Source organism: Streptomyces plumbidurans, assembly GCF_019857225.1.
In the GTDB taxonomy this organism is placed as follows: domain Bacteria; phylum Actinomycetota; class Actinomycetes; order Streptomycetales; family Streptomycetaceae; genus Streptomyces; species Streptomyces plumbidurans.
In genome coordinates, this window is record NZ_JAFJSY010000070.1 from 17,396 (window position 1) to 40,080 (window position 22,685).

19 protein-coding genes are annotated in these 22,685 nt (G+C 70.5%); 15 read left to right on the forward strand and 4 right to left on the reverse strand.

Features of this window, described 5'->3' with window-relative positions; translation table 11 throughout:
- Positions 1-32 precede the first annotated feature (32 nt).
- Complete coding sequence (locus JYK17_RS31835; RefSeq protein WP_234548492.1) at positions 33-1,235, reverse strand: MFS transporter; 1,203 nt, start codon at positions 1,233-1,235, stop codon at positions 33-35.
- A 621-nt stretch (positions 1,236-1,856) separates the two neighbouring features.
- Here JYK17_RS31835 and JYK17_RS31840 point away from each other — a divergent pair.
- From JYK17_RS31840 to JYK17_RS31855, 4 genes are all read left to right on the forward strand, one after another.
- The gene (locus JYK17_RS31840) at positions 1,857-2,828 is read left to right on the forward strand and encodes a LysR family transcriptional regulator (RefSeq protein ID WP_128802092.1); all 972 of its coding nucleotides are present in this window, start codon (positions 1,857-1,859) and stop codon (positions 2,826-2,828) included.
- A gap of 487 nt (positions 2,829-3,315) precedes the next feature.
- Positions 3,316-4,110 (forward strand): hypothetical protein, encoded by a 795-nt coding sequence (locus tag JYK17_RS31845; protein ID WP_164932176.1) that lies wholly within the window; start codon positions 3,316-3,318, stop codon positions 4,108-4,110.
- Positions 4,110-6,305: a bifunctional polysaccharide deacetylase/glycosyltransferase family 2 protein gene (locus tag JYK17_RS31850; protein ID WP_128802091.1), complete on the forward strand. Its 2,196-nt coding sequence runs from the start codon at positions 4,110-4,112 to the stop codon at positions 6,303-6,305. The genes JYK17_RS31845 and JYK17_RS31850 overlap by 1 nt, the downstream gene beginning before the upstream one ends.
- Positions 6,302-7,564 (forward strand): acyltransferase family protein, encoded by a 1,263-nt coding sequence (locus JYK17_RS31855; RefSeq protein ID WP_222811725.1) that lies wholly within the window; start codon positions 6,302-6,304, stop codon positions 7,562-7,564. Before JYK17_RS31850 ends, JYK17_RS31855 begins: the two co-directional genes overlap by 4 nt.
- Positions 7,565-7,581: 17 nt before the next feature.
- On the opposite strand, the gene JYK17_RS31860 is transcribed toward JYK17_RS31855, so the two are convergent.
- Positions 7,582-8,082 carry a hypothetical protein gene (locus tag JYK17_RS31860; RefSeq protein ID WP_128802090.1) on the reverse strand — a complete coding sequence of 167 codons (501 nt, stop codon included), beginning with the start codon at positions 8,080-8,082 and terminating at the stop codon, positions 7,582-7,584.
- A 182-nt stretch (positions 8,083-8,264) separates the two neighbouring features.
- On the opposite strand from JYK17_RS31860, the gene JYK17_RS31865 reads away from it, so the two are divergent.
- The 3 genes from JYK17_RS31865 (at position 8,265) to JYK17_RS31875 (ending at position 11,995) form a co-directional block, all read left to right on the forward strand.
- Positions 8,265-9,197, forward strand: coding sequence for a hypothetical protein (locus JYK17_RS31865; RefSeq protein ID WP_108013781.1), 933 nt, complete (start codon positions 8,265-8,267; stop codon positions 9,195-9,197).
- Between the two features lie 150 nt (positions 9,198-9,347).
- Positions 9,348-10,700 carry a nitrate/nitrite transporter gene (locus JYK17_RS31870; protein ID WP_222811726.1) on the forward strand — a complete coding sequence of 451 codons (1,353 nt, stop codon included), beginning with the start codon at positions 9,348-9,350 and terminating at the stop codon, positions 10,698-10,700.
- A 116-nt stretch (positions 10,701-10,816) separates the two neighbouring features.
- Positions 10,817-11,995: a uroporphyrinogen-III synthase gene (locus tag JYK17_RS31875; RefSeq protein WP_108013783.1), complete on the forward strand. Its 1,179-nt coding sequence runs from the start codon at positions 10,817-10,819 to the stop codon at positions 11,993-11,995.
- A gap of 50 nt (positions 11,996-12,045) precedes the next feature.
- Here JYK17_RS31875 and JYK17_RS31880 read toward each other — a convergent pair whose 3' ends face one another.
- Positions 12,046-12,573: an anthrone oxygenase family protein gene (locus tag JYK17_RS31880; RefSeq protein ID WP_222811727.1), complete on the reverse strand. Its 528-nt coding sequence runs from the start codon at positions 12,571-12,573 to the stop codon at positions 12,046-12,048.
- Between the two features lie 176 nt (positions 12,574-12,749).
- On the opposite strand from JYK17_RS31880, the gene JYK17_RS31885 reads away from it, so the two are divergent.
- The 6 genes from JYK17_RS31885 to JYK17_RS31910 all read left to right on the forward strand — a co-directional run bounded on the left by JYK17_RS31885 (position 12,750) and on the right by JYK17_RS31910 (position 19,779).
- Positions 12,750-13,346 (forward strand): CGNR zinc finger domain-containing protein, encoded by a 597-nt coding sequence (locus tag JYK17_RS31885; protein WP_128802088.1) that lies wholly within the window; start codon positions 12,750-12,752, stop codon positions 13,344-13,346.
- Between the two features lie 329 nt (positions 13,347-13,675).
- Entirely contained in the window at positions 13,676-14,197 is a 522-nt protein-coding gene (locus JYK17_RS31890; protein ID WP_010039908.1) for a sigma-70 family RNA polymerase sigma factor, read from the forward strand.
- Entirely contained in the window at positions 14,197-15,018 is an 822-nt protein-coding gene (locus JYK17_RS31895; protein ID WP_372465344.1) for an anti-sigma factor family protein, read from the forward strand. Before JYK17_RS31890 ends, JYK17_RS31895 begins: the two co-directional genes overlap by 1 nt.
- An 85-nt stretch (positions 15,019-15,103) precedes the next feature.
- A complete protein-coding gene (locus tag JYK17_RS31900; RefSeq protein WP_108013787.1) occupies positions 15,104-17,419 on the forward strand; it encodes a HelD family protein in 2,316 nt (771 codons plus the stop codon).
- A 336-nt stretch (positions 17,420-17,755) separates the two neighbouring features.
- The gene (locus JYK17_RS31905; protein ID WP_108013788.1) at positions 17,756-19,168 is read left to right on the forward strand and encodes an NAD-dependent malic enzyme; all 1,413 of its coding nucleotides are present in this window, start codon (positions 17,756-17,758) and stop codon (positions 19,166-19,168) included.
- Between the two features lie 329 nt (positions 19,169-19,497).
- Entirely contained in the window at positions 19,498-19,779 is a 282-nt protein-coding gene (locus JYK17_RS31910; protein ID WP_007382399.1) for an HU family DNA-binding protein, read from the forward strand.
- A gap of 170 nt (positions 19,780-19,949) precedes the next feature.
- On the opposite strand, the gene murA is transcribed toward JYK17_RS31910, so the two are convergent.
- Positions 19,950-21,290: a UDP-N-acetylglucosamine 1-carboxyvinyltransferase gene (murA, locus tag JYK17_RS31915; protein WP_128802086.1), complete on the reverse strand. Its 1,341-nt coding sequence runs from the start codon at positions 21,288-21,290 to the stop codon at positions 19,950-19,952.
- Between the two features lie 309 nt (positions 21,291-21,599).
- On the opposite strand from murA, the gene JYK17_RS31920 reads away from it, so the two are divergent.
- Positions 21,600-22,172, forward strand: coding sequence for a YqgE/AlgH family protein (locus JYK17_RS31920; RefSeq protein ID WP_128802085.1), 573 nt, complete (start codon positions 21,600-21,602; stop codon positions 22,170-22,172).
- Positions 22,173-22,202: 30 nt separating this feature from the next.
- A complete protein-coding gene (locus JYK17_RS31925) occupies positions 22,203-22,481 on the forward strand; it encodes a DUF3039 domain-containing protein (protein WP_108013791.1) in 279 nt (92 codons plus the stop codon).
- The last annotated feature ends 204 nt before the right edge of the window (positions 22,482-22,685 follow it).

Consider the following 22,685-nt stretch of genomic DNA (forward strand, 5'->3'; position numbering starts at 1 on the left):
ACGGGCGAAGGTAGGTGCGGGCCGTGGGCCCGTCAATGCATTGGACGGGAATTCCTGTTCGGGTGTGTGGGGAAATTCCTGTACGGGCGTGTGGGGATCCGGTGGGCGAGGGAGATCAGCAGCGCCACCGCCGCGGCCGTCACCGGCACCCCGAACCCGGCCTGCGGCGACACGCCGTCCACCAGCCGGCCGCCGGTCGCCGAGCCGCAGGCGATCCCGCCGAGCAGACCGGTCACCGCGAGCGTCATGCCCTCGTTCAGACGCCCCTCGGGGGTGCGCTGCTGCACCAGCGTCATGGTCGTGACCATGGTCGGGGCGGTCGCCATGCCCGCGATCAGCAGCGCGCCCGCCAGCAGCAGGAGCGAGCCGGACAGGGCGGCGGCGAGCAGGGGAAGGGTCAGCAGGGCCGTCATGGCCGCGATGCACCACGGCAGCCGGCCGGACGCGGGGCCGGTCCGCGGCCGCGCCCCGTACAGCAGACCCGCCACGCAGGACCCCGCGGCCTGCAGCGCCAGAACAACCCCCGCCGCCGAACGGTGCCCCTGCGCATCCGCGAAGGCGATCGTGACGACCTCCATGGAGCCGAACACCGCGCCCGTCGCCAGACAGACGGCGAGCAGCGGGGGCATTCCGGGCGCGCGCAACGGCGACTTCGCGCGGGCGTCGTGCCGCACGGGCGGTTCCGTCGAACGCTGCGCGGCGAACAACATCATGCCGGTGAGCAGCAGTACGGCCCCGGTGAGCGTGCCCGCCTCCGGGAAGAGGGCCGAGCACAGCAGGGCCGCGAGCACCGGGCCCAGCATGAAGCACAGCTCGTCGGCGGCCTGCTCGAAGGAGTTGGCGGTGTGCAGCGCGCCGGGATCGCCGCGCAGCAGGTGGGCCCAGCGGGCGCGGGACATCCCGCCGGTGTTCGGGGTCGTCGCGGTGGCGGCATAGGACGCGAACAGGGTCCAGTCGGGGGCGCCGGCATGCACGCACACGACGAGGGCGAGCGAACCGAGCACCGCGAGAACCGTGGCCGGCACGGCGATCCTCGCCTGCCCGTACCGATCGACCAGCCGCGCGGTCCACGGCGCCAGCGCCGCCGTCGCGGCGAGCCCGGTCGCGGTGACGGCCCCGGCCAGGGCGTACGACCCACGCACCCCGGCGATCATCACGACCGCACTCACGCTGAACATGCCCATGGGGAGACGGGCCAGCAGGTTCCCGGCGGTGAAGGCGCGGGCGCCGGGGATGGTGAAGAGGCGGTGGTAGGGGGTGGGTGGGCGGTGCCTCCGGCGGTTTGCGCGGTGGGGTGGGCGGTTCGTGCCGTGGGGTGGGCGGTTTGCGCGGTGGGGTGGGCGGTTGGCTTGGTGGGGTGGGTGGTTGGTGCGGTGGGGTGGGCGGTTTGCGCGGTGGGGTGGGCGGTTGGCTTGGTGGGGTGGGTGGTTGGTGCGGTGGGGTGGGAAGTTCGCGTGGCGGGGTGAGTGGGTTGAGCGGTCGGGCGGGTGGTTCGTGCGGCGGGGGGTGAAGTCGGCGGTGACGAGGGTGTCGGCGGTGACGGTGAACTGGGGGGCTTGGTGGGGTTTCGGCTGTGGGTCTCGATAGGGCGTCGGCTGTGGGACTCGGCGGGGGGTTGGCTGCGGGTCCTGGCGGGAGGTCGGTTGCGGGGCTCGGCTGGAGGTCGGTTGCGGGGCTTGGCGGGTGGTTGGCTGCGGGGCTCGGCGGGGTGGCGGTTGCGGGAGTCGGTGGGTGGTCGGCTGCGGGGCTCGGTGCGGTGTCGGTTGCGGCATGAGCATCACCGTCGCCCGGTGCCGATCACGGCGTCCAACACCTTTCGTGGGCCGATTGACGCACCTGTGTTGTAAGTTCGCCGGATGTCCGCGCCCCGTCATCTCGACCCGCGCCTGTTGCGGGCCTTCGTCACCGTCGCCGAGGAGCTGCACTTCACGCGGGCCGCCGCCAGGCTCTACGTCGCGCAGCAGGCGCTGAGCCGGGACGTGCGGCGGCTGGAGCGGGAGCTCGGCGCCGAACTGTTCGTGCGCTCCACTCGGCAGGTGGCGCTGAGCGCCGACGGTGAGCGGCTGCTGCCGTACGCGCGCCGGGTGCTGCGCGCCCAGGACGAGCTGCTCACCGCCTTCGGCGAGGCCAGGCCGCTGCTGGTCGACCTCAACTTCCCGGACCAGGACACAGCGCGCCGCGTCCTGCACCGGGCCCGCGAACTCGCCCCCGGGCACGAGCTGATGGCCCGCTACGAGAGCGGCCTGACGGGAGCGGCGGCCGAGCTGCTCGCCGGGCGTCTCGACGCGTCCTTCGGGCGGTTCGCGGGACTGGACGCCTCGTTGCGGGCCGGGCTCGAGCACCAGCTCGTGCGGTACGAGCCGATGGCGTTGGTGCTGCCCGAGGACCACCGGCTCGCGTCTCTGGAGGCGGTGCCGCTCGCCGCGCTCGCGGGGGAGACGGTGTACGCGGGGGCCGGGAATCCGCGGACGGCGGAGTGGACCGATCTGGCCCGCCGCCTTTTTGATGGACATGACATCGAAATCGCGTCACCTGTGCCGCTGGCCGTCGGGGACGAGGAGTTCGGGCGGATCATGGCCAAGCTGCGGTACCCGATCCTCGCCGTGGTGAGCTTTCCGGCCATGCCCGAAACGGTTCTGCGGCCCCTGGTCGAGCCTGTGCCTTTGTCCCCGGTGTCCCTTGTGTGGCGGAAGGGGCTGATGCACCCGGGATTCGACGCGCTTCGACGGGCCGCACGCGAGCTGTCGGCCGAGGAAGGGTGGCTCCGGAGACCCGCCAAGGGATGGATTCCAGCCACCGACGAAACACACGTTCGGTCCATCTACTGACACGTGGCCAACACATAACCTCCTCATGCGCTACATTCGTCCCCCGAGCACGTTGTGATAAAGGGGGGCGCTCGAACCCGGTGGGGGCTGGGTTCGGCCGACGAGTGCTCGAGTCGTACGCGCACCCGGAACTGTCCCTGGGGGGATGTGCGTGCACGTGAAAAAGTGGCGAAAAGACGCCCAACCGGAGTGGCCCGAAGCTCCATCGGACACCCAGCTCATCGCGACAACGGGGGACGTCAGAGGGCGGGCAGCCACCCAGTCCTTTCCGGACACCGGCAGAACCGGAGCCGACGGAGTCTCTCGTGGGGACTTCGCCGGCCTCGACAACACCCGGCTGCCGAGCGACGGGAGACACCGGTCGAGCGACGCGATACGTCAGCCGAACGACGCGATACGTCGGCCCGGTGACGGGATACGTCAGCCGAACGACGCGATAGGTCGGCCGGGCGACGGCACCCAGATACTGAGCGGTGGTCCCGGACCCGTGTCCGAGCACGACCGCAGCTTCGATCTGCGCGACCCGTGGGAGCCGGCCGGTGAGAGCGCTCAGGCCCACGACCCGTACGAGGTGACCGTCCAGCTCGACTCCGTGAGCGCGCAGGACACCCGTCTGCACGCGGCCGAGGGCGCGCCGGGCGGCGGCTCGGACAGCTCCGACGGACCGGTGTTCGTCGACGAGTCGGGCCGCCGCAGCCGGCGCTTCCGCCGCCTGGGCATCGCCGTCGGCATCGCGTGCGCGGTCTACGCCGTCGTCATCGTCGTCACGCTGCTCTCCGGCAGTTCGGACGCGCCCTGGCTGCCCGTACCGGGCCAGAAGAACGACAAGCCGGCCAGTCAGGTCGACCCGACCTCGCGGCCCGCCCACTCCGCCCTGCCCTCCGGCACCGGCGCCGGCGACGCTCCGGCCGGGTCGTTGCCGACGGCCAGTGACGGCTCGACGCCCTCGGCGCACAAGAGCGGTGCGTCCGCCGCCGCTTCGGCCGACCCCGCTGCCCCGGGCAAGTCCGCCGGCCCCAACCCGACGCCGACCAAGACCCGGTCGAACCCGGGGCCCGGCGTGGGCAACCCGAAGCCGACGACCTCGGTCGGACCCACGACGCCCGCCTCGCCCGACCCGACGCCGAGCGAGAGCTCCGTCGCGCCCACCGAGCCGACGAGCAGCGGCACGGCACCCGCTCCCGGGGCCGTCGCCGACGGCCCCGCCAGCCCCTCGCCCGTCGCCGAGGAATCGGGCCCGCCCGTCGCCTCGCCCGTACCGTCCCCGGAGAACCACCTCTGATGGCATCCCGCACCCGCCGTCACGGGCCCGCGACACCGGCCCGTGGCGGCTCCCAGCGCCGCCGCCTGCCCATGCGCCTGCTGCTGCCGATGCTCCTTCTCGTGGCGCTGGTGGCGATGCTGATGCTGCGCGGGTACGTGCACAGCGAGATCCTCGCCGACCACCGCGTCCAGCCCGAGGCCGCCACCGACAAGGTCCCCGAGAAGATCCTGGACGGCGGCCCCGTCATCGACACCCGCAGCGGTCGCACCACCAGCCTGAAGGTGCCCGACCACCACATCGTCCTCACCTTCGACGACGGACCCGACCCGACCTGGACCCCCAAGGTCCTGGACGTGCTCAAGAAGCACCACGCGCACGCGGTCTTCTTCGTCACCGGCACGATGACCTCGCAGCACCCGGACCTGGTCAAGCGCATCGTCGACGAGGGCAACGAGGTGGGCCTGCACACCTTCGACCACCCCGACCTCTCCTACCAGTCCAAGAGCCGTATCGACTGGGAGCTGTCCCAGAACCAGCTGGCGCTCGCGGGCGCGGCCGGCATCCGCAGCTCGATCTTCCGGCCGCCGTACTCCTCCTTCGCCGACGCCATGGACAACAAGTCCTGGCCGGTGACGCAGTACATCGGCACCAAGGGCTATCTCACCGTCGTCAACAACACCGACAGCGAGGACTGGCAGAAGCCCGGCGTCGACAAGATCATCAAGAACGCCACCCCGCACGGCGGCAAGGGCGCCGTCGTGCTGATGCACGACTCCGGCGGCGACCGTCACCAGACCGTCCAGGCGCTCGACAAGTTCCTGCCCGAGATGCAGCGCAAGGGATACCAGTTCGACAACCTCACCGAGGCGCTCGACGCCCCGAGCGCCCTGACCAAGGTCACCGGCGTCAACCTGTGGAAGGGCAAGGCGTGGATCTTCCTGGTCCAGGCCTCGGACGACATCACCGGAGCGATGGTCGTCGCCCTGGCGGTCGTCGGCTCCACGGTCATCGGCCGCTTCGTGCTGATGCTGCTGCTGTCGGGAATCCACGCGCGCCGGGTGCGCCGCAAAGGCTTCCGCTGGGGACCGCCGGTCACCGAACCGGTGTCGGTGCTGGTGCCCGCGTACAACGAGGCCAAGTGCATCGAGAACACGGTCCGTTCACTGATGGCGAGCGAGCACCCCATCGAGGTGCTCGTCATCGACGACGGGTCGAGCGACGGCACGGCACGGATCGTGGAGGCGATGGGCCTGCCGAACGTACGGGTCGTGCGCCAGCTGAACGCGGGCAAGCCCGCCGCGCTCAACCGGGGCCTGGCCAACGCCCGTCACGACATCATCGTGATGATGGACGGCGACACGGTCTTCGAACCGGCCACCGTGCGTGAGCTGGTGCAGCCCTTCGGCGACCCGAAGGTGGGCGCGGTGGCGGGCAACGCCAAGGTCGGCAACCGGGATTCGCTGATCGGCGCCTGGCAGCACATCGAGTACGTGATGGGCTTCAACCTCGACCGCCGGATGTACGACATCATGCGCTGCATGCCGACGATCCCGGGGGCGGTCGGCGCCTTCAGGCGCTCGGCGCTGGAGCGGGTCGGCGGCATGAGCGACGACACGCTCGCCGAGGACACCGACATCACGATGGCCATGCACCGCGACGGCTGGCGCGTGGTCTACGCCGAGAAGGCGCGGGCCTGGACGGAGGCGCCCGAGACGGTCCAGCAGCTGTGGTCGCAGCGCTACCGCTGGTCGTACGGCACCATGCAGGCGATCTGGAAGCACCGCCGGGCGATCGTGGAGAAGGGCCCCTCGGGCCGCTTCGGCCGGGTCGGCCTGCCCATGGTCGCGCTGTTCATGGTGGTGGCCCCGCTGCTGGCCCCGCTGATCGACATCTTCCTGCTGTACGGCGTCGTCTTCGGCCCCACGCAGAAGACGATCGTGGCCTGGCTCGGCGTCCTGGCCGTGCAGGCGGTCTGCGCGGCGTACGCCTTCCGGCTGGACCGCGAACGCATGACCCATCTGATCTCGCTGCCGCTGCAGCAGATCCTCTACCGCCAGCTCATGTACGTCGTGCTGCTCCAGTCCTGGATCACGGCGCTCACCGGCGGCCGCTTGCGCTGGCAGAAGCTGCGGCGCACGGGTGTCGTCGAGGCGCCCGGCGGCCCGGTGCCGAGCCATCGGACGCGCAGCAGTGATCGGAGGCCCGTGGCATGACCCACGGATACACGACCGGAAGCCCGGAGTCGACACCGTCGTACGGCATCCCGCAACAACGCCCGCTCCAGCCGCAAACGGTCCCTTCCTCTTCTCAGGCGCCGGCCCCGGCCCCGAAGAAGCCGGGCCGTGACCGCTATCTGGACCTGCTGCGCTCGATCGCGCTGGTCCGTGTGGTGGTGTACCACCTGTTCGGCTGGGCCTGGCTGTCGGTCCTGTTCCCGTCCATGGGCGTGATGTTCGCGCTGGCGGGCTCGCTGATGGCACGGTCGCTCAACCGTCCGACGATGAGCGTGATCCGGGGGAGGGTGCGCAGGCTGCTGCCGCCCCTGTGGGCGTTCAGCGCGGTGGTGCTGGCGATGATGTTCGCGCAGGGCTGGAATCCGGCGAAGGACCCGGACAACGGCGGCACTTGGGGCATCGTCGAACTGTTCGACTACATCGTCCCGATCGGCGCCCCGCCCTACCCCTGGCACCTCGGCCACGCCGGTGGCCTGCTGGACGCCGACTGGGCCGACCAGGCGGCCGGACCGCTGTGGTACCTGCGGGCGTACCTCTGGTTCGTGGTCGCCTCCCCGTTGCTGCTGTGGGCGTTCCGTCGGGTCCCGTGGGCGACGCTGCTGGCCCCGCTGGGCCTGACGGCGATCGTCGGCACGGGCCTGGTGACCATCCCGGGCGAGACCGGCAACGCGGTCACCGACTTCACGGTCTACGGCGGCTGCTGGGTGCTGGGCTTCGCCCACCACGAGGGGGTGCTCAAGCGGGTCCCGCGCTATGTCGCCGTCTCCTGCTCGGTGTTCGTGATGGCGTTCGGGCTGTGGTGGGCCTCGGGGCATCTGGGCCCGGACGGCTGGGACCTCAACGACATCCCGCTGGCCCAGGCGACCTGGTCCTTCGGCTTCGTGGTGATCCTGCTGCAGTACTCACCGTCCTGGCAGGAACTCCCGGGCCGGCTGGCCAAGTGGGACAAGCTGGTGACCCTCGCCAACAACCGCGCGGTCACCATCTACCTCTGGCACAACCTGCTGATCATGGCCACGGTCCCGATCATCGACCAGGCGTACAACCTCCCCTTCATGGAGAGCGACCGAGCGGCCTCGACCCTCGACTCCACCTACATGCTCTGGATGTTCGTCCTCGTCTGGCCCCTCATCGCCCTCGCGATCCTCGCCTTCGGCTGGATCGAGGACATCGCCGCAAAGCGAAGCCCACGGCTGTGGCCGAACGGGGCGAAACGCGGGGGGCGCCGAAAGGGGTGATGGACAGGCTGGCGTGGTCACTTCGACCGCCGCGCCGGCAGCCCGAGCCTCTCCGGGGGGATCATCGCCGCCGGCATCCAGCTGAACCCGACGGCGAAAACGGCGGCGAGGGTCGTGGCCGGCGCGGGGAGGAGCCGCCCGAGCTGGGCCACGACCACCGCGAGAACCAGCACGTAGACGTCGAAGGCCAGCAGGGCGAGAAGCTTGCGTCCGGCCGCGCCGACGCCCACCCGCGGGTTCTTGTCCGTGCCCTTCACCATGCCGAACAGCACCACCGGCACCACCAGCCCGGTGACCCCGCCGAGCGCGATGCCCCCGACCACCAGGGCGTTGCGCCCGTCGCCGGGGATCACCGAGGACAGCGGTGCCGCGTCGGCGGCGTCGAGGAGGAGCGCCACCGCCGCGAAGGCGCCGATCAGCACGGCCGCCAGAACGACCGTCACCCCCAGCGCGAAAACGACGTTCCCGCCGGCGGTGCGCTGCGCCTTCGAGCGCTCGGGCGTCGACTCGGCGGACATGGACCCTCCCTTTCCTGTGCGGGTCCGCCAGAGAATAGCCGCGCCCTTGGCCGGGCTTCCTGCTGCGTACGTCGGTCAAGCCCCCGTCAAGTGCCGCGGCCGCGATTCCCCGGGGGGCGGCGTGCATGACAGACTGCCTCGGTTGCTTAGGTGAACGGCGTGCCCACGGGGGAGCAGGAGCGATGAGTAAGCGGCAGATTCAGAAGATGCTGCAGTTGATGGCCGGCGGGGAGCCCGTCGAGCTCACCAGTCCGATGGCTTCCGTGAAGAAGCTGTCGCGGCTCGCCTTCGTGGCCCAGCAGTTCGGCTACGAGTACATGGACGCCCGGTACACCGGCTCGCGCAACAACCAGCTGAAGATGCTGATCGTGCCCGACCCCGGTCCGCAGGCGCGGGCGCGGGCCGCGCAGAACTGGGCGCAGTATCCGAACGCGAGCGACGGGGAGTCCCTTCCGCCCCTCGTCCCGGACGCCCTCGAACTCCTCAAGGCCCGGATCCAGTTCGACCTCACCGGCAAGAACGGCGAGAAGCGGTTGGGGTACGCGGCGCTCGGCGTCACCGTGGCCTGTGCGATCGCCGGGTTCCGGCTGGGCGGCGAGTCCGTCGACTTCGTCATCGCGGGCATCTCCTGGCTGGTCCTCATGGCGCTCGTCGGCGTCGGTCTGCTGGTGAACCGCAAGCGCAACGCCAAGTTCGCGAGGCGGCTGCAGGCCGCCGGGTTCCAGCCGATGACGGACGAGACGGGCCGGGTGCGGTACCTGCCGCCGGGCATGCAGATGCCGGGAACGCAGATGCCCGGGATGCAGATGCCGGGCGGCGGCAACCCCTTCGCGAACGGCCCCTACGGCGCCCCGCAGCCGAACGGCCCCTACGGCGCCCAGCCGCAGCAGCCCCCGCAGCAGCCGTACGGATATCCGCAGCAGCAGCCGCCCCAGCCCTACGCCCAGCCGGCACCGGCACCGGCGGCGTACGGCCAGCCCCCGCAGCAGCCGCAGGCCCCCGGCCCGTACGCGCCCCAGCAGCCGTACCAGCAGCAGCCCTACCCGCAGCAGCCGTACCCGCAGCAGCAGCCCGACCCCCAGCAGAACCCCAACTGGCAGTCGCCCCAGCGCTGAGAGCCGTTCGTAACGCAAGGGTCCGCTACCTCTCATCCCGCCGCCGCGCGGGGTGAGAGCAACGTTCCCTTGCGGTCACCCGGTGCCACAGCGCGGAAACCCCGTCTCCCTACCTTCGGGTTGCATCACCCCGGAGCACGTGGAGGCGTCATGACAGCCGGTGGCCGCTGGATCCAGCAGTGGGATCCCGAGGACGAGACCTTCTGGAAGGAGACCGGGGAGAGGATCGCCAAGCGCAATCTCTGGTTCTCCGTCCTCTCCGAGCACATCGGATTCTCCATCTGGACCCTGTGGTCCGTACTGGTGCTCTTCATGGGCCCGGAGTACGGCCTGACCCCGGCCGACAAGTTCCTGCTGACGTCCCTGGTGACCCTGGTCGGCACCGTGGTCCGCGTCCCCTACACCTTCGCCGTCGCGATCTTCGGCGGCCGGAACTGGACCGTCGTATCCGCGGGCCTGCTCCTCGTCCCGACGGTCGCCGCGTTCGCGGTGATGAAGCCGGGGACGTCCTTCACCACCTTCCTGTGGATCGGCCTGCTGGCCGGCATCGGCGGCGGCAACTTCGCCTCCTCGATGACCAACATCAACGCCTTCTTCCCGCTGCGGCAGAAGGGCTGGGCCCTCGGGCTGAACGCCGGCGGCGGCAACCTCGGTGTCGCGGCGATCCAGTTGGTGGCCCTCGCCGTCATCGGCGCCAGTGGCGGACCGCGGGTGCTGCTCGGGATCTACATCCCGCTCATCGTCGTCGCCGCCGTCCTCGCCGCGCTCTTCATGGACAGCATCGAGAACGTGAAGAACGACACCGGGGCCGCCAGGGACGCCGCGAAGGACGCGCACACCTGGATCATGTCCTTCCTCTACATCGGGACGTTCGGCTCCTTCATCGGCTACAGCTTCGCGTTCGGCCAGGTGCTGACGACCCAGTTCGGGCGTACGCCGCTGCAGGCCACGTATCTCACCTTCATGGGCCCGCTGCTCGGCTCACTGGTCCGGCCCGTGGGCGGGCGGCTCGCCGACCGGTTCGGCGGCGCGAGGATCACGCTCTGGAACTACGTCGCGATGGCGGCCGCGACGGCGGTGCTGGTCCTCGCCAGTACGCAGAAGTCGCTGCCCCTGTTCGTGGCTGCGTTCGTCGTGCTGTTCTCGCTGACCGGCATCGGGAACGGCTCCACGTTCAAGATGATCCCGGGCATCTTCCAGGCCAAGGCCGCCGCCAAGGGGCTTCAGGGCGAGGCGGCGGCCGTCCACGCACGCCGCCTGTCCGGCGCCTCCATGGGGCTGATCGGCGCGGTCGGCGCGCTCGGCGGCGTCGGCATCAACCTGGCCTTCCGGCAGTCGTTCCTCTCCTACGGCTCCGGCACGGGCGCCTTCGTCACCTTCCTCGCCTACTACGCTGTCTGTTTCGGGGTGACCTGGGCCGTATACCTGCGCCGCCCGGTCGCGCGGGGCGGCGCGACGGCCGCCACGGAGGCCAAGCCCCAGCTCAGCTATGCCGAGGTGTGACGTAACACCGGCGACATCACGCCGAACCGAGCCTGTCACGGGGCGTTGACAGGCTCGATCGGCATGCACGCAGTACCGCCGTACTGCATGTACGACGACTCTTCGGGACGAGAGCCATGCACGAGGAACAGCAGCAACCCGACGAACAGCAGCACCCCGTAGCCGCCGGCCACGGCCCGCTGGCCGGTTTCACGGTCGGCGTGACGGCCGCGCGCCGCGCCGACGAGCTGGGCGCACTGCTGCAGCGACGGGGAGCCGCCGTCCTGCACGCACCGGCCCTGCGCATCGTGCCGCTCGCCGACGACAGCGAGCTGCTGGCGGCGACGAAGGACCTGCTCGACCAGGCGCCGGACGTCGTGGTCGCGACGACCGCGATCGGGTTCAGGGGCTGGGTCGAGGCCGCCGAGGGCTGGGGTCTCGGGGAGCAGCTGCTCGACCGGCTGCGCCACGGGGAGCTGCTCGCGCGCGGGCCCAAGGTCAAGGGCGCGATCCGGGCCGCCGGGCTGACGGAGGACTGGTCGCCGTCGAGCGAGTCGATGGCCGAGGTGCTGGACCGGCTGCTGGAGGAGGGGGTCGACGGACGCCGGGTGGCCGTACAGCTGCACGGGGAGCCGCTGCCCGGGTTCGTGGAGTCGCTGCGGGCCGGGGGAGCGGAGGTCGTCGGGGTTCCGGTGTACCGGTGGATGCCGCCGGAGGACCTTGGTCCGGTGGACCGGCTGCTGGACGCGGCCGTCTCCCGGGGGCTGGACGCGATCACCTTCACCAGCGCGCCCGCCGCCGTCTCCCTGCTGGACCGGGCCGAGGAGCGCGGGCTGACGGCCGAGCTGCTCGCCGCCCTGCACCACGACGTGCTGCCGGCGTGTGTCGGCCCGGTCACCGCGGTGCCGCTGCAGGCCCGCGGCATCGACACGGTCCAGCCCGAGCGCTTCCGGCTCGGTCCGCTCGTCCAGCTGCTGTGCCAGGAACTGCCGGGCCGGGCACGCGTCCTGCCCGTCGCCGGGCACCGGGTGGAGATCCGCGGCCAGGCGGTCATCGTCGACGGCCGGCTGAGGCCCGTACCGCCCGCCGGGATGTCGCTGCTGCGTGCCCTGTCCCGGCGGCCCGGGTGGGTGGTGTCCCGGGCGGAGCTGCTGCGGGCCCTGCCGGGGGCGGGGCGCGACGAGCACGCGGTGGAGACCGCGATGGCCCGGCTGCGTACGGCACTCGGCGCTCCGAAGCTGATCCAGACCGTGGTGAAGCGGGGGTACCGGCTGGCACTGGACCCGGCGGCCGACGCGAAGTACGCGGACGACTGAGCGGACGGCGGGCACGGCTCACACTCGGAGCCTCACAACCCCGGAGCGGCTCACACTCCGGTGCGGCTGACCGCTTCGGCCCGGTGCTCCCAAGTGCCGGGCGTGGCACGGCCGTAGAGCACGAGCGCCCGTGCCAGACATCCCAGCGCCACCGTCGACGCGACCGCCCGCACCACGTTCCACGCCACCCACGGGTCCTCGAAGTGCTCCCGTGCGGCGGCCGGGTCGGGCATGGCCGCCAGGTCGTCGTTGAGCGGGATGTTGAAGGCGACCGTGGTCACGAAGCCGAAGGCGTACGAGGCCAGGGCCGCCCACACCCACCACCGGCAGGGCTGCCCGCGCAGCTGCCATGCCGACACGCCTGTCAGCAGCAGCGCGCCGAAGAAGCCGAGGAAGAACACCGGGTTCTGGATCACGTCGTTGATGTCGTTCATGACCTCGACGTAGACGCGATCGTCGCTGCGGGCCAGGGCAGGCATCACACAGCACGCGAAGATGTAGTAGACCCCGGCGATCAGGCCCATGGCGACCGTGGCCGCACCCAGTACGTGTCCCGTGCTCCTGCTGTGCGTCGTCATGCCCTCAAGTCAACGGACGGCGGCCGTGGCGGACCATCGCCGAAACGCGCGCCCGCATAAGCAGACGTCCACGGGCCGCCGGTACGAGGGGTTCCGGCCGCGCGAACGGGCAGGCACTGTAGGAGGGATCGGTTCCCCCAGCCTCTCGGGTTCCCTAGCCAGGCGGTGACAGGCACATGGCACTGGGTACGGCCACGGTCGGTTACGAGTTGCGGTTCGACGCCGGGCGGATCTGCCTGGACCTCCTCGCGACCACCCACCCGGAGGAACGGTTCGACTCCCTGGACGTGCTGCGTGCCTGGATCACCGCGGCGGGCCTCGCGCCGCTCGGCACACCGCTGGCCCACGCCGACGCGTCCTGGCTGGTGGCCTTCCGCGAACTGCGCGGACACGTGGGGGAGTTGGTCGCCAGCAGGATCGCGGCCGAGCCCCGCCCCTCGTACGACATCGCGCTCGCCCGGGTGAACGAGATCGCCCGCGTCGCACCCCCCGCCCCGCGCGCCGCACGGGCCCAGGACGGCTCGCTCGTGCGGGAGTTGGCCGCACCGCCCGAGTGCGCGCAGCTGCTCGGGGCGATCGCCCGGGACGCCGTGGAGCTGCTCACCGACCCGGTCGCGCGGGCCGGTCTGCGGCAGTGCGAGGGGGACAACTGCCCGATCATCTACGTCGATTCGTCCCGGGGACGCAGGAGGCGCTGGTGCTCCAGTGAGGTCTGCGGGAACCGGGAGAGGGTGGCGCGGCACCGGCGGAGGGCGGCGCTGGCGCGCGCCTGACGTCCTGTATGCCGCTTCTGTGGCACTTCCGTAAAACCGGGGTTCAAGTGATTTCGATTACACACCGTTTGCCTCACCCGTGACACGGGCAGCGGGCTCGATCTTGCCGCTGTGGCGGAAATGTAAAGATCGTACGGTGGGAATGTGCCTTCATGTCCCCTCTCATCACGTCACGCCGAAGGAAACTGTCACCCCGCTTTGAACATGACCCGCACCACATCCGTATCTGGGGGCGAGCGACCGACTGGGGGAACCCCCGGACATCGGAGGTGGGCGTGCGCAAGGATTCCGTCGTGGCCAATGAACGTGGATCGAGGGCCCGACATCGCATGTCCCAGCCCTCGGAACCAGATGAGGAGCTGATGCGTGCCCTCTACCGAGAGCATGCCGGACCTCTCCTTGCGTACGTCCTCCGGCTCGTGGCCGGAGATCGCCAACGCGCCGAGGACGTGGTTCAGGAGACGCTAATCCGTGCCTGGAAGAACGCTGGTCAGCTCAATCGAGCGACTGGATCGGTACGCCCCTGGCTGGTGACGGTCGCACGCCGCATCGTCATCGACGGCCACCGCAGCCGGCAGGCCCGGCCGCAGGAGGTCGATCCGTCGCCGCTGGAGGTCATCCCCGCGGAGGACGAGATCGACAAGGCGCTGTGGTTGATGACGCTGTCGGACGCGCTGGACGACCTGACCCCGGCCCACCGGGAGGTGCTCGTCGAGACGTATTTCAAGGGGCGTACGGTCAATGAGGCGGCCGAGACGCTGGGCATTCCCAGTGGCACGGTGCGCTCACGGGTGTTCTACGCCCTGCGGTCGATGAAGCTCGCACTGGAGGAGCGGGGGGTGACGGCGTGATGAGTGTTTACGGGGGAAACCAGGGATTCGGCACAGGTGGTTCGGGTATGTCTGGCTCCATGATGGGATCTCCGGGCCCGAGCGAGCACGAAACGGTCGGCGCCTACGCCCTCGGCATCCTGGACGACGCCGAGGCCACCGCCTTCGAGGCACATCTCGCGACCTGTGAATGGTGCGCCCAGCAGCTCGACGAACTGGCCGGGATGGAACCGATGCTGGCCGCGCTCGCGGACCTGCCGGAGACCGGATCGCCCGCGATCGGCGAGTCCCTCTCCGCACGGCCCAGCCCACGGCTCGCGGAGAAGCTCGTCGACGAGGTCTCCGAACGCCGGGCGCTCAAGCGCCGCAAGAGCTTCTACATGGTGGCGGCCGCGGCCGCACTGATCATCGGCGGCCCGCTCGCGGTCATGGCGGCGAACGGCGGAGGCAACTCGGGCACCGAGGCGACCCCGCTGTCGGCCGGCGCCAAGGCGGCCTTCGGCACCATCTCCGACAAGGTGACGGCGACCGACAACGCCACCAAGGTCAAGGCGACCGTCGCGATGGAGAAGAAGGACTGGGGCACCTGGGGCGTGGTGGAGCTCAGCAACGTCAAGGGCCCGCTGAAGTGCTCGCTCATCGCCGTCGGCAAGAACGGCGAGCGCGAGACGATGTCCTCCTGGTCGGTCCCCAAGTGGGGCTACGGCATCCCCAACGCCAAGGTCCCGGAGGCCAAGCAGCCCCTGTACGCCCAGGGCGGCGCCGCCTTCCAGCCGAACGAGATCGACCACTTCGAGGTGCTGACCTTCGACGGCAAGAGGCTCGTGCAGGTCGACGCGTAGCCAAGAGCCAGTGGCTCCTACGTAGCTTTGCCGGGTCCCCTTCGCGTACGGTTGACGGCTGCCCAGCACGTCAGAAGGGGGCCCGGTGGCCGCTCAGGCTCAGCAGGAAACCGCGGTCGGTCCGGATCACGACTCACGTCGCGACCGGGAGATCAGCGTCGAACAGGAACATCTGGACCGGGTGTACCGGCGGCTCGAGGAGAAGATCCACGAGGCCGAGTTCCTGATGAACGACGCGGCCATGCGCGGCCAGGTCGGCACCCCCGGCGCGCTCGCCGAACGGGACGCCCAGGTCTTCCGGGCCGGCATCCATCTCAACCGCCTCAACAACGAGTTCGAGGACTTCCTCTTCGGCCGGATCGACCTGCTGCCCGGCAAGGACGGGAAGAAGGGACCCGACGGCGCGTACACCGCCGTGGAACCCGCCGAGGGTGCCGTGCGCGAGGACGGCACCGCCGACATCGCCGAGACCCTGCACATCGGCCGCATCGGAGTCCTCGACTCCGAGTACGCCCCGCTGGTCATCGACTGGCGGGCCCCCGCGGCCGCCCCCTTCTACCGCTCCACCCCCGTCGACCCCGGCCGGGTCGTGCGCCGCCGCGTCATCCGCTCCAAGGGCCGCCGGGTGCTCGGCGTCGAGGACGACCTGATGCGCCCCGAACTCAAGGCCTTCCTCGACGGCCACGAGCTGCCCGTGATCGGCGACGGCGCCCTGATGGCCGCGCTCGGCCAGGCCCGCGGCCACACCATGCGCGACATCGTCGCCTCCATCCAGGCCGAGCAGGACCTGGTCATCCGCGCCCCCGCCGCCTCCGTCACCTACGTCGAGGGCGGCCCCGGCACCGGCAAGACGGCCGTCGCCCTGCACCGCGCCGCCTACCTGCTCTACCAGGACCGGCGCCGCTACGCGGGCGGCATCCTCATCGTCTCCCCGACCCCGCTCCTGGTCGCCTACACCGAGGGCGTCCTGCCCTCCCTCGGCGAGGAGGGCCAGGTCGCCATCCGCGCCATCGGCTCGCTCGTCGACGGCGTCGAGGCCACGCTCTACGACTCCCCGGCCACCGCCCGCGCCAAGGGCTCGTACCGCATGCTCAAGGTGCTGCGGAAGGCGGCGCGCGGGGCGCTGGAGCGGGAGGGCGCACCGAAGCGGCTGCGCGTGGTCGCCTTCGGGCGCCGCCTGGAGCTGGAGGCGGACGCGCTGGACCGCATCCGCCGCACCGCCCTCGGCGGCACCGCGCCGGTGAACCTGCTGCGCCCGCGCGCCCGCAAGCTGCTCCTCGACGCCCTGTGGGAGCAGTCGGGATCCGCCGCGCGCCACACCGACCCGGAACTCGCCGCCGAACTGCGCTCCTCCTTCGACGACGACATCACCTCCGAGGACGTCTTCACCGACTTCCTGGACGCCTGGTGGCCGGAGCTGACCCCCGCCGCCGTGCTGGAGGCGATGGCGGACGAACGCAGGCTCGGTCGCTGGGCCCGTCGGATCCTCAACCCCGGCGAGATCCGCAGGGTCGCCCGCTCGCTCGCGCGGGACGGCCACTCCGTGCACGACATCGCCATGCTCGACGAGCTGCAGGCCGTCGTCGGCACCCCGGCCCGCCCGAAGAAGCGGCGCGAGCTGGACCCGCTCGACCAGCTGACCGGCCTGGAGGAGCTGATGCCGGTCCGCGAGGAGTCGCAGCGCGAGCGGGCGGAGCGCCTCGCCCAGGAGCGCACCGAGTACGCCCATGTGATCGTCGACGAGGCCCAGGACCTCACCCCGATGCAGTGGCGCATGGTCGGCCGCCGCGGCCGGCACGCCACCTGGACGGTCGTCGGCGACCCCGCCCAGTCCTCCTGGTCCGACGTCGACGAGGCGGCCGAGGCCCGCGACGAGGCCCTCGGCACCCGCCCGCGCCGCCGCTTCCAGCTGACGGTGAACTACCGCAACCCGGCCGAGATCGCCGAACTGGCCGCCAAGGTGCTCGCCCTGGCCATGCCGGGCGCCGAGGCCCCGACGGCGGTCCGCTCCACCGGCGTCGAGCCGCGCTTCGTGCGGACCGAGAGCGGCCATGGCGCACGCACCTCCCTCGCGCGCACCGTCCGGGAGGAGGCAGCCCGCCTCCTCGACCTGGTCGACGGCACCGTCGGCGTCGTCGTCGCCATGCAGCGCCGCGAGGAGGCGGCTCGCTGGCTCGCCGGACTCGGCGACCGGGTGGTCGCCCTCGGCAGCCTGGAGGCGAAGGGCCTGGAGTACGACGCGACGGTCGTCGTCTCGCCCGCCGAGATCGCCGACGAGTCCCCGGCCGGCCTGCGCGTTCTGTACGTAGCCCTCACCCGCGCCACCCAGCAGCTGACGATCGTCTCGACGGACCGCGACGACCCGGACGCGAACGCAGTGCCCGACCTGCTCAGGGACTAGACAGGGAGTAGAAGCGGATGAAGTCCCGGTACGGGAATGGCCTTACGGGATCTGTTTGTTAGCCTGGACGTGGCACCGGCTCGATCCAAGCCCCCGGGCCCAACCTTCGTCGCTACGAGCGACCACTTGCCGCGAGGCGAGCATGGCGGGTCGGTGCCACTTGAACGTCGGAGGCCCGCGTCACCACCCGGTGGCGCGGGCCTCCACTTTTTCTGCCGTGGACGAGGTGCCGTGAACAAAACGTCCGCAATCGGGGGCGACTAACGCCTACTCGACAGTAGGTGCGACGATCGGACGGCATATCCAGCGTCACGGTGAAAGCAGAGGAAGTCGGCCATGGCAACGGCGCCCAGCGTCTCCTACTCGATTACGGTCCGGTTGGAGGTGCCCGCGAGCGGCACCGCGGTCTCCCAGATCACCACCGCCGTGGAGTCCCACGGAGGCTCGGTGACCGGCCTCGACGTGACCGCTTCCGGCCACGAGAAGCTCCGTATCGACGTCACCATCGCGGCCAGCTCCACCGCCCACGCCGACGAGATCGTCCAGCAGCTGCGCGGCATCGAGGGCGTCACCCTCGGCAAGGTCTCCGACCGTACGTTCCTGATGCACCTCGGCGGCAAGATCGAGATGCAGTCCAAGCACCCCATCCGCAACCGTGACGACCTGTCCATGGTCTACACCCCGGGTGTCGCCCGCGTCTGCATGGCGATCGCCGAGAACCCCGAGGACGCCCGCCGCCTGACCATCAAGCGCAACTCCGTTGCGGTCGTGACGGACGGATCGGCCGTGCTGGGCCTGGGCAACATCGGCCCGAAGGCCGCGCTGCCGGTCATGGAGGGCAAGGCGGCCCTCTTCAAGCGCTTCGCCGGCATCGACGCCTGGCCGATCTGCCTCGACACCCAGGACAGCGACGCGATCGTCGAGATCGTGAAGGCGATCGCCCCGGGCTTCGCGGGCATCAACCTGGAGGACATCTCCGCGCCCCGCTGCTTCGAGATCGAGGCCCGGCTGCGCGAGGCCCTCGACATCCCCGTCTTCCACGACGACCAGCACGGCACCGCGATCGTCGTGCTCGCCGCCCTGACGAACGCCCTGCGTGTGACGGGCAAGGCGATCGAGAACATCCGGGTCGTCATGTCCGGCGCGGGCGCCGCCGGTACGGCCATCCTCAAGCTGCTGCTCGCCGCGGGAGTGAAGAACGCGGTCGTCGCCGACATCCACGGCGTCGTGCACGCCGGCCGGGACGACCTGCGCGAGGCCCCCGCCGACTCGCCGCTGCGCTGGATCGCCGACAACACCAACCCCGAGGGTCTGGCCGGCACGCTCAAGGAGGCCGTGCGCGGCGCGGACGTCTTCATCGGCGTCTCGGCCCCCAACGTCCTCGACGGCGAGGACGTCGCCGCCATGGCGGACGGCGCGATCGTGTTCGCGCTCGCGAATCCCGATCCCGAGGTGGATCCGGCAATCGCCCGTCAGACGGCGGCGGTTGTGGCCACCGGCCGCTCCGACTTCCCGAACCAGATCAACAACGTGCTGGTCTTCCCGGGCGTTTTCCGTGGCCTGCTGGACGCCCAGTCCCGTACGGTCAACACCGACATGATGCTCGCCGCCGCGACCGCTCTCGCGGACGTGGTGACCGAGGACGAGCTGAACCCGAACTACATCATCCCGAGCGTCTTCAACGACAAGGTCGCGGGCGCGGTGGCCGGGGCGGTGCGGGACGCGGCGAAGGCCGTGGCAGGGTCGTAGATGTGCCAGGGCTGTGAGGATCGCCACGGCAAGGCCTTGCATCGGCGCGTCGTGGAACCCGGCCCTTCTGGCGGACGTTTATCGTGTCGGCCAGGCCAAGGCCCTCTTTTCGTGTGACTCCCAAGGGTGTTCTCGCGACTCCTGCGGGTGCCGGATTGGCTTTCGCGCCGCAGGTGGGGGCAGGATGCGTCTCTGGGCGCGAGGGTCTGACGTCGGACCCGGGGCCCGGGCCTCACCGAGGGCCCTGGCAGCATCGGCTTCACCGTGCCCAACAAGCGGCTCCGCCGCGTGGCACGCCTCAACGGCAAGAAGAACACGGGAGTAACAACATGAACCGCAGTGAGCTGGTGGCCGCGCTGGCCGACCGCGCCGAGGTGACCCGCAAGGACGCCGACGCCGTTCTGGCCGCGTTCGCCGAGACCGTCGGCGAGATCGTCGCCAAGGGTGACGAGAAGGTCACCATCCCCGGCTTCCTGACCTTCGAGCGCACCCACCGTGCCGCTCGCACCGCGCGCAACCCGCAGACCGGCGACCCGATCCAGATCCCGGCCGGCTACAGCGTGAAGGTCTCCGCGGGCAGCAAGCTCAAGGAAGCCGCCAAGGGCAAGTAGGCGCTCCGCTTCGAGCGCCGGGCGACTGCGGGCCGTACCTGGCCGACGGTGCGTCCGTGGCTGGTCGCGCAGTTCCCCGCGCCCCTTCAGGGGCGCCTTCCGCACAACGCCGGTGGGGCGGTAACCCGAGCTCGGGTTACCGCCCCACCGGCGTTCGTACGACTCCTGCCCTACCCGAGGGCCTTGCCCGGGAGTTCGACCTTCGCTCCGAGCTCGACGAGCTTCTCCATGAAGTTCTCGTAGCCCCGGTTGATGAGGTCGATGCCGTGGACCCTGGAGGTGCCCTGGGCCGCGAGGGCGGCGATGAGGTAGGAGAAGCCACCGCGGAGGTCGGGGATGATCAGGTCGGCGCCCTGGAGTTTGGTGGGGCCGGAGACCACCGCGGAGTGCAGGAAGTTGCGCTGGCCGAAGCGGCAGTCGGAGCCGCCCAGGCACTCGCGGTACAGCTGGATGTGAGCGCCCATCTGGTTGAGGGCGGAGGTGAAGCCGAGACGGGACTCGTAGACCGTCTCGTGGACGATGGACAGCCCCGTCGCCTGCGTGAGCGCGACCACCAGCGGCTGCTGCCAGTCCGTCTGGAAGCCCGGGTGCACATCCGTCTCCAGCGCGATGGACTTCAACTGGCCGCCGGGGTGCCAGAACCGGATGCCCTGGTCGTCGATCTCGAAGGCGCCCCCCACCTTCCGGTAGGTGTTGAGGAACGTCATCATCGAGCGCTGCTGGGCCCCGCGGACGTAGATGTCGCCCTCGGTCGCGAGCGCGGCGGACGCCCAGGAGGCGGCCTCCAGACGGTCCGGCAGCGCGCCGTGGTTGTAGCCGCCGAGCCGGTCCACACCCGTGACGCGGATCGTGCGGTCGGTGTCCATCGCGATGATGGCGCCCATCTTCTGCAGGACGCAGATCAGGTCCTCGATCTCGGGCTCCACGGCCGCGTTCGAGAGTTCGGTGACCCCTTCGGCGAGGACCGCCGTCAGCAGCACCTGCTCGGTCGCGCCGACGGACGGGTACGGCAGCCGGATCTTCGTGCCGCGCAGCCGCTGCGGCGCCTCCAGATACTGCCCGTCCGCCCGCTTCTCGATCCGCGCGCCGAACTGCCGCAGCACCTCGAAGTGGAAGTCGATGGGCCGGCCGCCGATGTCGCAGCCGCCCAGGCCCGGGATGAAGGCGTGCCCGAGGCGGTGCAGCAGCGGTCCGCAGAAGAGGATCGGGATGCGCGACGAACCCGCGTGGGCATCGATGTCAGCGACGTTCGCGCTCTCCACATGGGACGGGTCCATCACCAGCTCGCCCGGCTCCTCACCCGGACGGACCGTCACCCCGTGCAGCTGCAGCAGCCCGCGTACGACTCGCACGTCACGGATGTCCGGAACGTTGCGCAGTCGACTCGGTTCACTGCCCAGCAGGGCGGCGACCATTGCCTTCGGCACGAGGTTCTTCGCACCGCGGACACGGATCTCGCCCTCCAGCGGAGTTCCGCCGTGGACAAGCAGGACATCGTCGTTGACGGTCATGTATCTCGCGTTCCGATGAGTGGGGCAGGGGCCAGAAGGGAAAGGGTAATCGCCGCCCACCCCCCTTCTGTAAGCCCAAGTGGCACCCAGCTACGTCATAGCTTCGTCACAACACGAACCGCGCCTGGCCGGGCACATGGGGTCACGATGCTCATTGTGCGCCGTGCATGCCCCATTCCGCCCGCCCGTCTCCCACCACCGCCCTCAAACGGGGCCTTACCAGGCCGCTCCTCCAATTCATGGCTGCAATCGCCCTTCTTACCCGCATTGCCTCCCCGCACCGCGGCCAGATGCGGGATCATGTCTGCCATGACCGAGGTGTCCTCGCTCACAGGGCGGTTGCTCGTGGCAACGCCCGCCCTGGCGGACCCGAACTTCGACCGTGCGGTGGTGCTCCTTCTCGACCACGACGAGGAGGGCTCGCTCGGTGTGGTCCTCAATCGTCCGACCCCGGTGGACGTCGGAGACATCCTCGAGGGCTGGGCGGACCTCGCCGGTGAGCCGGGTGTCGTCTTCCAGGGCGGCCCGGTCTCCCTCGACTCGGCCCTCGGGGTCGCCGTCATCCCCGGCGGGACGGCCGCGGACGGCGCGCCGCTGGGCTGGCGCAGAGTGCACGGCGCGATCGGTCTGGTCGACCTGGAGGCACCGCCGGAGCTGCTCGCCTCGGCCCTCGGTTCGCTGCGGATCTTCGCCGGATACGCCGGCTGGGGCCCCGGCCAGCTGGAGGACGAGCTGGTCGAGGGCGCGTGGTACGTGGTGGAGTCGGAGCCCGGCGACGTGTCGTCCCCGTCGCCGGAAAGACTCTGGCGCGAGGTCCTGCGCCGGCAGCGCAACGAGCTCGCGATGGTGGCCACGTACCCGGACGACCCGTCGCTCAACTGATCCGTGTGACCTTCAGTACCCTTGGCATTTATGAGCACTCTTGAGCCCGAGCGCGGGACTGGTACGGGGACCCTCGTAGAGCCGACGCCACAGGTGTCCCACGGCGACGGCGACCACGAGCGCTTCGCCCACTACGTCCAGAAGGACAAGATCATGGCGAGCGCCCTCGACGGCACCCCCGTCGTGGCGCTGTGCGGCAAGGTGTGGGTGCCCGGCCGCGATCCGAAGAAGTACCCCGTGTGTCCCATGTGCAAGGAGATCTACGACTCCATGGGCGCCGGCGGCGACGACAAGGACGGCGACAAGTAGTCCGGCCCGCTCCCGCCCGAGAGCCGTGAGGCCCTCGGAGTGCGTTTTGACGTGCTTCGAGGGCCTTTGTGCTGCCCGCCGTTGCAGGGGATGCGTCAACCGGTCACGAAGTGGTTGAGACCTCTTGTGGTCATGTTCATGTGGTCCTTAGCCTCCCTGGTGTTGTGCAGAGCGAAACCGTCATTGCATATGTTGCAACGCCTG